The organism is Microbacterium sp., assembly GCF_003248605.1.
Taxonomy (GTDB): domain Bacteria; phylum Actinomycetota; class Actinomycetes; order Actinomycetales; family Microbacteriaceae; genus Microbacterium.
The window spans coordinates 1-10,656 of record NZ_QFPF01000089.1 but is presented as its reverse complement, the minus strand read 5'-3'; the positions used below and the strand labels follow the sequence as shown (position 1 = coordinate 10,656).

Sequence of the window (10,656 nt, the reverse complement as noted above, 5' to 3'; positions counted from 1 at the left end):
GCACTCGTGGATCACTCTCGGCCTGGCCGTCCTGGTGCTGGCCGGCACGATCGCCGCCGCGCCGTTCATGAAGACCAACTTCCTCGGCGACTCGGGACAGAACACGTTCACCGTCACCCAGAACCTCGGGCCCGCCGCGAGCCTCGACAGCGAAGATGCCGCCGCGGCACAGGTCGAAGATGCGCTCATCGGGATCGAGGGCATCGACACGGTGCAGGTCTCGATCGGCTCGAGCGGGTCGGCCCTGCGCGACGCATTCTCCGGCGGCGGCGCGGGCATAACCTACTCGATCACGACCGACACCGACGCCGACCAGGTTGCGCTTCGTGAACGCGTGCAGACGGAGCTCACCGAACTCGACGACGTGGGCGAGATCGCGGTGGCGGGTTCGGGCGGCGGATTCGGCTCGAGCGACGTCGAGATCGATGTGACCGCCCCCGACCGGACGACGCTCGAGCAGGCGACCGCCGACGTCGTGACCTCGCTCCAGGGCGCCGAGAGCATCGGGCAGGTCACGAGCAACCTCTCGGCCTCGCTGCCGTACATCGCCGTGGTGGTCGACCGTGATGCCGCCGCGGCCCGCGGCCTCTCCGAGGTCGCCGTCGGCGCCCTGGTCTCGAACACGATGCAGCCCCAGTCCATCGGCACGGTCGAGATCGACGATTCCGCCCTCACGGTCTACCTCGCTGCGTCGGCGTCGCCGGGCTCGCTCGATGATCTGCGCGCACTCGAGGTGCCCACCGCCGCAGGGCCGGTGCGGCTGGACGAGATCGCGACCGTCGAAGAGACCGAAGGTCCGACATCCATCACCACTCAGCGGGGTCAGCGCACCTCGAGGGTGACCGTCACGCCCTCGACCGACGACCTCAACGCCGCGTCCGCGGCCGTCACCGCGGCGCTGGCCGACCTCGACCTGCCCACGGGGGCGGACGCCGAGGTCGGAGGCGTGATCTCCCAGCAGACCGACGCGTTCACCCAGCTGGGTATCGCCCTGCTCGCGGCGATCCTGATCGTCTACATCGTCATGGTGGCGACGTTCAAGTCGCTGCGTCAGCCTCTGCTGCTGCTGGTCTCGGTGCCGTTCGCGGCGACCGGCGCGATCCTGCTGCAGATCGCGACCGGCGTGCCGCTGGGCGTCGCCTCGCTGATCGGCGTGCTGATGCTCATCGGCATCGTCGTGACCAACGCCATCGTGCTCGTCGACCTCGTCAACCAGTACCGGGAGAAGGGGATGTCGGCCCACGACGCGACGATCGCGGGATCCGCGCGGCGCCTGCGCCCCATCCTCATGACCGCGTCGGCGACGATCTTCGCCCTGACGCCGATGGCGCTGGGCATCACCGGCCACGGCGGATTCATCTCGCAGCCGCTCGCGATCGTCGTGATCGGCGGGTTGATCTCGTCGACCGTGCTCACGCTGGTCGTGCTGCCGACGCTCTACAACCTCGTGGAGGGGGCTACGCAGCGACGCGCGATGCGCCGTAGCGGCGCGGCGTCGGAGACGGACCGCGACGGTTCGTCGTCACACGGGACGGGCGGTGACGCAGAACCGTCCGACGCGACGGATTCGGCGTACGAAGGGCTGCCGAGGGCGACACCCGTTCAGCAGTCACGCCGTACGCGACGCGAGCACGGGGACGGCTGACCGGGACGGCATGCGCGCTCGTCGTGACGCGGCGAATCCGGCGGGGGATGACCAGGTCGCGGCGTGCGGGCGCCGGGGTGGCGGTCGACGTGTCGCCGGCGCTCCGACGGGTGCGCGAGGCCCGCGCCGTGGCGGGGGAGGCGCGCGGGGCGGGGTGGATGCTGCTCTCCGCGCAGCCGGCGAACACGCCGATCCACCAGAACATGAGCCCGAAGGCGATCACCTCGAACGCCGCCAGGTTGATGACGCCCATGATGAAGACCGTCGCGCCGATGACGAGCACGACGGTGACGATGCCGGTGGCGCGGAAGAGCTTGCGATCCATGCCGCGCAGCAGCCACGGGGCCGTGGCCAGCATGCCGGCGAAAGCCAGCACCATGCCGGTGGCCGCGCGATCGTGCCAGAACTCGAGCACGTTGACGGGGATGAAGCCGACCAGCGCCAGGTGCGCGCCGACGAGCGCGACGAGCACGGGCAGGATCTTCGCGGCGCGCCGGTGGTTCGCGAGCACGGAGAGTCCGCCGAGGCGCTCGATCTCGCGGCGCACCCGCAGGGAGAATGCCACGATCAGCGCGCCGGTGGCGATGAGGGTGCCGTTGAAGACATAGCCCGAGAACACCTGGAACGTGCCGAGGCGGCTGAAGTGCAGCTGCCACCACAGCGGGTCGGGGGTCGTGGCGATCGCGGTCAGGCAGCCCAGGGCGATGAGGATCATCAGCACGCGAACGGCGCGGCTCGTGGCGGTGCCCTGAGCGCTGCGGCGCACGAGGACTCCGACGAGGATGAGTGCGATGGCGCCCCCCGCCGTCGCCTGGAGGAGTGAGACGCTCGAGCCCTCGGTCAACAGATCGATCACGATGAAGGCGAGGGCGACCACGAGGCCCGCGATCAGGGCGTATGCTACCGACGCAGCGAGAGCGTCGATGCCGCGGTGAAGCCGCGCACCGAGGGTCAGCGGAGCATCGGGGGCGATTCCCGTCGCTGCGGTCGTGTACGAGTGAAAGGCGAGGATCGCTGCCGCTGCGGCAGCGCCGGCAGCGGTGAGCGCGCCGACGGACCAGTGGCCCCACAGGGGCACGACGAACGTCTGGGGGGCGAATCCTGCGGCCACCAGCACGGCCACGGAGGCCAGTGCGACCGCGCTGAGCACGCGCCAGGGGCGCAGGCTCGCGGGGACGGAGGGGGCGTAGAACTCGACGAGACCGGGGGCTGCCACGTCTGATCACCTTTCGCGCGCGTTATAGGGGATATCGCGCCCGAGCTAAGGAGTCCCCAGTGGCCTGCGTACACCGACTCCCCAGAACGGCGCGCTTCACATCCGTGGTCCCCATGAACGCAGCTCGTGTCTGTTGTATTTGGGGGAATTATAGCGGCGGAATGTTTCGGATGCGCCACTAAACCACCGCGGTATATACCTCGCGATGACTCGCCGTGTCTGTGGAAACCCTCGGCTGACCCTCGGTCACTCCGTCTGGCCCGTGACGCCGAGGAAGCGGATGAACACCGCGATCCATCCGAAGATGAGCGCGAACACGATGATCTCGAGCGCGGTGAGGCCGAAATATCCGGTCGCGAAGAGCACAACGGTGACCACGGTAGACGCCAGGAAAGCCCAGGTCGATAGAAAATAGAAGGTCGGCATTCCGCGCAGGATCCTGGGACCTGCCGCGAGCAACCCGACGTAGACGAGTGCCATGCCCGAGGCCGAGAGATTGTGGATCGGCTCGTTCACGTTGACGGGCACGAGCCCGACCCCGGCGAGCATGAAGCCCATGAGGACGAAGAGCGTCGAAACAATTCTCGGAGATCGCTCATATGCCAGCTTGCGGCGTGCCACGAGCGCGCGCATGTCGGCGGCGATATACACCGCGAACGTCGTGACCAGCAGGCCCCCGGCGACCAGGGTGCCGTTGAAAACGGCGCTCGAGAGGGCCCAGAACGTGCCGAGGTGGCTGAAGTGGATCTGCCACCAGACGGGGTCCGGCGTCGTCACCATGGCCGTGAGGGTGCCGATCACGATGAACGCCATGAGAAGCGACGACATCCGCTGCGTCGTCATGCGCGAAACGGAAAGTGACACGAGATACGCCGTGAGTCCCAGCGTGACGGTCATGAGCACCACCGACCAGAAGGTGATCACCCCGAGCCCGATGAAGCCGCGGCTGAGTACCAGGTAGATGACGAGCGTGGCCAGGACCGCGAGCACCGTGTGGGCGATGACGACCGAGATCGTGTTGACCGTGAAGGCCCAGGGCGCCAACGCGCGCCGCCATTCCTGGCCGGGCGCGTGCCGGGATCGCCAGTAGCCCCATCCGGCAGCCAATGCCGCGATCACGCCCGATCCCGCGGCGGCGAGCGTGCCGAACGACACGTCTCCCGACATCGGAAGGTCCTCCGTGAGCAGCCCGATCAGCAGCCCATAGAGCGCCCCGAGTCCGCCCGCCGAGACCGCGAAGACGATCGCCTCGGACTCGCCGCGCACCGTCGGGGGAGTGGGCGGGGTGGTGGAGGGCGCTGCGGCTGCGGGGGTCGGCGGGGAGCCGGCGGCTGTCATGGCGTCAGTGTAGAACCGGAGCTCCGAAAACGATGCCCCACTCCAGCGTCCAGTTCTCGCCGGGTTCGAGCCACCGCAGCCCCCGGCCGGAGTTCAGGGCGTCGGCGGGCGCCGTCATAGGTTCGACGGCGACGGCGACGGGGTGTCCGGGATAGCGATCCGTCGTGAAGATCTGCGCGTACTCGAAGCCCGGTCCCTGCCACAGCGTCACGCGACGCCCGTCGGGAGCAGTCAGGGAATGCCGCACACGCCCGTCGTCATCGCGGGCGAGAGCGCCGTACGCCGTGTCGAGGTCGAGTTCGCCGACCACCCGACCCGCGCGCAGATCGGTGTCGGCATCCACCGGAACCTCGTCGGTCGGCAGCTTGCGAGCGTCGACGACGAACCGCGTCGCACCGCTCGATCGCAGAGTGAGTGTCGCGGTGTCGACGCCCCCGATCATGAGATAGGGGTGGGTGCCCAACGCCACCGGAGCGTCGTCTTTTCCGATGTTCTCGATGCGGTGGGTGATGTGGATGCCGTCGGCCCGCAGCGCGTACGTCACCGCGGTGTCGAGCTGAAACGGGTAGCCGGTCTGCGGAAAGACCGTCGCGCGCAGGGTGACGGTGTCGCCCGCGGATTCCGCCGTCGAATCCGCTGAGTAGGGGGCGAACCGCAGCAGGCCGTGGGCCGCGTTTCCGAGTGCGGGCTCCGAGATCGCCAGGCGGCGGGTTTCGCCGCGCTGGGTCCAGATGCCGTCGCGCACCCGATTGGGCCAGGGGACCAGCACGATTCCGGATGCTGCCGGGGTGGCCGCGCCCGCGGGGTACGGCGTGACGAGGTCGGTGTCGTCGACGCGCAGGGCACGCAGGGATGCGCCCAGCTGCGCGACCTGGGCGCCGACCCTCCCCTCGGGGGACCGCAGGACGAACTGGCGACCGGTGGGGTCGGGGCGGGAGGCGGCTGCGGTCATGGGAGGCTCCGATCGCTCGGCGGTGGGTCCGGCCGGTGAGGCGCTCTCACAGGCTCGGATGGCGGCATCCGCTACAGTAGGCCAGTCGGCTCTGGGCACCGCGCGGGATGCGCGGATGGGTTTGTGAGTCCAAGGGGCCGATGGTGGGGGCGATTCCGCCCCGACGACCATCATGTTGAATGGCCCCCGGCCGACGATAGTCCGGGTTACTCCGTCCGCCTGTGCGCGGGGGTGTCGCACGCTGCTGCGACACGACGTGGAGCGCTGTTCTCGCGAAGAGACAACCCAGAAGGACACCATCGTGCCCAAGAACAAGAAGCCCGCCGGCGGACGCCCGGCCAAGAACTTCGAGCCGCGCCGCGGCGAGACCAAGACCTCGTTCCACGACCGCAACCGCGGTGGATCCGCCGACGCCCGTGGGCAGAAGCCGGGTAGCCGCAGCGCCGGACACCGTGGATTCCGCGCCGCCGAGCCCGACGCTGCCGAGGCGGCGCCCAAGCGTCGCTGGAGCGCCCAGGAGAAGGCGGGGCGCGACGAGGCTCGCGGCATCCGCACGCATGCCGCGGGTGGCGCGCGTCGCCCGCAGCGCCCGGAGCGTTCCTTCGACGAGCGTCCGGCCCGGCGCCCCGTCGGCGGTGAGCGTCCTGCCCGCCGTGAGTACTCGAACGACCGGCCGGCCCGCTCGTTCGACGACCGTCCGCGTCGTTCGTACGACGAGCGCCCGGCGAGGTCGTTCGACGAGCGTCCGCGTCGCGACGACCGACCCGCGCGTTCGTTCGATGAGCGTCCGGCTCGCCGGGAGTACTCGAGCGACCGACCCGCGCGTTCGTTCGATGACCGGCCGCGTCGCTCGTACGACGAGCGCCCCGCGAGATCGTTCGCCGGCGAGCGCCCCGCGCGTCGCACCCAGGACGGAGAACGCCCCGCCCGTCGTGAGTACTCGAACGAGCGCCCAGCCCGTCGTGAGTACTCGAGCGACCGACCCGCGCGTTCGTTCGATGAGCGGCCGGGTCGCTCGAGCGGTACCGCGCGTCCCGCCCGTCGCGAGTATCCGAATGACCGACCCGCGCGGACCTTCGACGACCGCCCCCGTCGCGACGACCGCCCCCGTCGCGACGACCGCCCGCGCCGTGACGACCGCCCGCGCCGTGACGACCGCGGTGCCGCGGCGGGTTCGCGTGCCGACTGGAACGCCCCTGCCCGCACCGCGGCGCAGGAGCAACGCGTCCACGTCGTGCACGAGCGTCTGCAGGCCGAGGCCGTCCAGGCGTCGGATGTGCAGGGAGTGAGCTTCGGTGATCTGGGCCTGGGTGAGAACATCGTGCGTGCGCTCGGTGAGCTGGGCGCAGCATCCCCCTTCCCGATCCAGGCGTCGACGATTCCCGAGATCATCGCCGGCCGCGACGTGCTCGCCCGCGGGCGCACCGGCTCGGGCAAGACGATCGCGTTCGGCGCGCCGCTCGTCGAGAACGTGCTGCGCGGCCAGGCCGGGCAGCGCCGCGAGTTCGGACGCAAGCCCAAGGCGCTGATCCTTGCGCCGACCCGCGAGCTGGCTCTGCAGATCGACCGCACGATCCAGCCCATCGCGCGCAGCGTCGGACTGTTCACCACGCAGATCTACGGCGGCGTACCCCAGGCGCGCCAGGTGGGCGCGCTGAAGAAGGGCGTCGACATCATCATCGGCACGCCGGGGCGCATCGAGGACCTGGTCAACCAGGGCAAGCTCGACCTGCGCGACGTGCAGGTGGCCGTGCTCGACGAGGCCGACCACATGTGCGAACTCGGATTCCTCGAGCCCGTGCAGCGCATCCTCCGCCTGACCGCCGACCATTCGCAGAAGCTGCTGTTCTCGGCCACGCTCGATCGCGAGGTCTCGGCGCTCGTCGACGAGTTCCTCGTCGAGCCGGCCGTGCACGAGGTCGCCGGCGAGGATCAGGACTCCAGCACGATCGAGCACCGTGTGCTCGTGATCGATCACCGCGACAAGGCGCAGATCCTCGACCAGCTCGTCGATCGCGAGGGCAAGACCCTCGTCTTCGCCCGCACCCGCGCGTATGCCGAGATGCTGGCGGAGCAGTTCGATGACGCCGGCATTCCGGCCGTGTCGCTGCACGGTGATCTCAATCAGGCGCGCCGTACGCGCAACCTCGAGCGTCTCACCTCGGGCCGGGTCAACGTGCTGGTGGCGACGGATGTCGCTGCGCGCGGCATCCACGTCGATGACATCGACCTGGTCGTGCAGGCCGACGCGCCCGACGAGTACAAGACCTACCTGCACCGTTCGGGTCGCACAGGCCGTGCGGGCGCGACGGGCCGTGTCGTCACGCTCATCACGCGTCAGCGTCGCCGAAAGATGACCGAAATGCTCGATCGCGCCGAGATCGTCGCTCCGTTCGAGGATGCCGCCCCCGGTGACGACGTGATCGCCGAGCTCGCCGGCTCGGCCCCGACACTGGCCGAACTCACCGCGTAGTTCGCACGCGCGAGGGCGTCCCGGGTTCGCCCGGGGCGCCTTTCGCATTCGCGGCCCGGGCCCCGAACCCCGAACCTACATTTTTGCAGCGAGCCACCATCCGACGTGTGGTGGTTCGCTGCAAAAATGTAGGTTCGGCGTCCGCAGAAGTGCGGGCGCGGGGCCGGGGCCGGGGCCGGCGCCGGGGCCGTCCGGCCGCCGCCATCCGGGCGCCGCTGACCGGGCGCCGTCGGGGTGCGGGCGGCGCCGACGGCGCCGCCGATGGCGTCAGTCGAGCGCGCTGTCAGAACAGCGTGGGCGCCGCGGTCGTCGAAGCAGGCCCGGTGGTGCGCACCGGCCCGGGCCGCGACGCGCGCATCGGCAGCTCGTCTTCGTCACTGCCGTCGAGCCCGTGCACGCGCAGCAACGGCCGCACGCGTTTGGCGAGCCACGTGCGGTAGCCCTTCGGCGCGACGGCGCTCTGACCGGGATACAGACCCAGATACGACGACACGAGTTCGGGATGCTGTCGCTCGAGCCATTGCATGAACCAGGGCTTGACCCCCGGTCGCAGGTGCAGTGCTCCGTAGATCACTCGCCGCGCCCCCGCGGCCTTGATGCGCCCGAGGGCGTCGTCGAGCGCGGGCACCGAGTCGGTCAGGTGCGGAAGCACGGGCATGAGAAAGACCGTGACGGCAAAACCTGCGTCGGCGGCAGCGCGGACGGCATCGAGTCGGGCCGCGGCGGTCGGCGTGCCCGGTTCGATCGAGCGTTGCAGGGCGTCGTCGAAGACGGCGATCGAGAAGGACAGATCGACCGGAACCTTTTCGGCAGCCGCTTGCAGCAGCGGCAGGTCGCGGCGGATGAGTGTGCCCTTCGTGAGGATCGAGAAGGGCGTGCCCGAAGCGGCGAGTGTGCTGATGATCTCGGGCATGAGTCGGTATCGCCCCTCGGCCCGCTGGTACGGGTCGGTGTTGGTGCCCAGGGCGACGTGCTCGTGCTGCCAGGATGCTGCGGCGAGTTCTCGCCGCAGCACCTCGGCGACGTTCGTCTTGACGATGATCTGCGAGTCGAAGTCGTGCCCGCCGTCGAGGTCGAGATACTCGTGCGTGCCGCGGGCGAAACAGTAGGCACACGCATGGGTGCAGCCCCTGTAGGGGTTGATCGTCCACGCGAACGGCATGGCCGAGGCCCCGGGCACGTGGTTGAGCGCCGAGCGCGAGACCACCTCGTGGAAGGTGATGCCCGCGAACTCGGGAGTCGTCACCGACCGGACCAGGCCGTCGATGCGCTCGAGCCCGGGCAGCGCATTGGTGTCGACCTCGCCGATCTGCTGCCCGCGCCACCTCATCTGTATATTCGAACACAGATGCTAGACAGATGCAACACCGTCTGATGGCTGAATCGGCCATACGTCCATCACCGCGTCGCGACTCGACACGCTCGGGCACAATGAAGGGCATGACCGCACCCGACACCGGCCCGGTTTCGCGCGCCGATGCGCGGGTTCTTCGCCGCCGCGGGGAGCGTGCGCGCACGGCGCTCATCCTCGCCGGGATGCTGGTGCTGCTGCTCGTGACGGGCGTCGGTGTGGCTGCCGTCGTGGGTGGTGGTGGTGGCGTCGGTGGTGCCGCCGGCGGCGGGGCCGCAGCATCCCCCTCTGCTTCTGCGACCGCGCCGCCGCCCTGGGCCACCTCGATCCCGTCCCCGCAGTTCACGGGCGAACCGGCGGCGGTGGTGGCGCTCTGCGATCGACCCGAGGTGCAGCAGGCCCTCGCGGCCGGCGACGACGCCGCGGTGATCGAGGCTGCGGGCGGGGGTGAGGGGTTCCGTCAGGCGGTCATCGGCGGCGCGGCACCGTGCGTGAACCTGCGCGACGCCTCGCACGTGTGGTTCGTGGTCAACAAGACGCTGCCGATCGAGCCCATCGACTACGCGCCGTATGACTGGATCGCCCCGCCCGGCACGACCAACGGGGCCAATGCCGCGGCCCGCACCGACATCGCCCCCACGCTCGGCGAGATGGCGTCCGCGGCGTCCGCGGCCGGGGTCGGGCAGCTGGGCGTGCAGAACGGATACCGGGGCTACTCGATCCAGCAGCGCATCCACTCCCAGCGGGTCGCCGAACTGGGTCGCGAGGCGGGCGAGCGCCTCGCCGCCAGACCGGGCTACAGCGAGCACCAGACGGCGCTCGCCGTCGACGTCTTCGCGTGCGACCCGGGTTGCGGCTCGTCCGAGCAGTTCGGCGGATCGGCGCTGTCGGCCTGGGTGGTCGAGAACGGCTGGCGGTTCGGCTGGATCGTGCGATACGAGCAGGGGTACACGCCGATCACCGGATACGACCCCGAGGCCTGGCACCTGCGCTACATCGGTCCCGAGCTCGCCGCGGCGTACCGTGCCGGCGGGTTCCACACGCTCGAGGAGTTCTTCGGCCTTCCCGCGGCCCCCGCCTACCTCGACTGAACCCAGGGCCGCGGACGGCGGCATCCGGTGTCATTCGAGTCGAGACCGGATGCCGTGACCCGGCCTAGAATCGGAGCGCCGCACCGAGCGTTACGACATCGCCGGTGCTCTCGACGAGGAGAAGAGGAGGGTTCCATGGAGCGGGACCTGTACGACGAGGACCACGACGCCTTCCGCGACATGGTGCGCGACTTCATCTCGCGCTACGTGACCAACGCGCAGCGCGAGAGCTGGGATGCCGAGGGCGAGGTCGACCGTGAGACGCTGCGCCGTGCAGGCGAGGCGGGGATCCTGGGGCTGGCGGTCCCCGAGGAGTTCGGCGGGGGCGGGATGCTGGATGACTATCGGTTCCGTGCGATCGTGATGGAGGAGGTCATACGCGCCGGGGCCGGGTCGCTCGCGGGTGCGCTCGGCATCCAGGACGATCTCGTCGTGCCGTACTTCGTGCACTTCGGCACCCCCGAGCAGAAGGCCCGCTGGCTGCCGGGGCTCGCCTCGGGCGAGATCATCGGCGCGATCGCGATGACGGAGCCGGGCACGGGATCGAACCTGCGCGGCATCACGACCACGGCGCGCGCCGTGGAGGGCGG

7 protein-coding genes and 1 pseudogene are annotated in these 10,656 nt (G+C 70.1%); 4 read left to right on the top strand and 4 right to left on the bottom strand.

Going from position 1 to position 10,656, the window contains the following annotated elements; all coding sequences use genetic code 11:
• On the top strand, positions 1 to 1,645 hold a 1,645-nt coding region (locus DI573_RS11420; RefSeq protein ID WP_292814223.1), incomplete at its 5' end, for an efflux RND transporter permease subunit.
• Between the two features lie 190 nt (positions 1,646 to 1,835).
• Here DI573_RS11420 and DI573_RS14755 read toward each other — a convergent pair.
• The 3 genes and pseudogenes from DI573_RS14755 to DI573_RS11410 form a co-directional block, all read right to left on the bottom strand.
• Positions 1,836 to 2,360 (bottom strand): annotated as a pseudogene (locus DI573_RS14755) (DUF998 domain-containing protein); the annotation flags it as partial.
• Between the two features lie 747 nt (positions 2,361 to 3,107).
• Positions 3,108 to 4,199, bottom strand: coding sequence for a hypothetical protein (locus DI573_RS11415; protein WP_292814220.1), 1,092 nt, complete (start codon positions 4,197 to 4,199; stop codon positions 3,108 to 3,110).
• A gap of 4 nt (positions 4,200 to 4,203) precedes the next feature.
• A complete protein-coding gene (locus DI573_RS11410; protein ID WP_292814217.1) occupies positions 4,204 to 5,151 on the bottom strand; it encodes an aldose 1-epimerase family protein in 948 nt (315 codons plus the stop codon).
• Between the two features lie 301 nt (positions 5,152 to 5,452).
• Here DI573_RS11410 and DI573_RS11405 point away from each other — a divergent pair, with 301 nt between their 5' ends.
• Positions 5,453 to 7,624: a DEAD/DEAH box helicase gene (locus DI573_RS11405; protein ID WP_292814214.1), complete on the top strand. Its 2,172-nt coding sequence runs from the start codon at positions 5,453 to 5,455 to the stop codon at positions 7,622 to 7,624.
• A 283-nt stretch (positions 7,625 to 7,907) separates the two neighbouring features.
• Here the strand turns inward: DI573_RS11405 and DI573_RS11400 are convergent, their stop codons facing one another.
• On the bottom strand, positions 7,908 to 8,954 hold the full coding sequence (locus DI573_RS11400; RefSeq protein WP_292814211.1) for an Rv2578c family radical SAM protein: 1,047 nt from the start codon (positions 8,952 to 8,954) through the stop codon (positions 7,908 to 7,910).
• Between the two features lie 110 nt (positions 8,955 to 9,064).
• On the opposite strand from DI573_RS11400, the gene DI573_RS11395 reads away from it, so the two are divergent.
• Positions 9,065 to 10,066 carry a M15 family metallopeptidase gene (locus DI573_RS11395; protein WP_292814208.1) on the top strand — a complete coding sequence of 334 codons (1,002 nt, stop codon included), beginning with the start codon at positions 9,065 to 9,067 and terminating at the stop codon, positions 10,064 to 10,066.
• 135 nt (positions 10,067 to 10,201) lie between these two features.
• On the top strand, positions 10,202 to 10,656 hold a 455-nt coding region (locus DI573_RS11390), incomplete at its 3' end, for an acyl-CoA dehydrogenase family protein (RefSeq protein ID WP_292814205.1).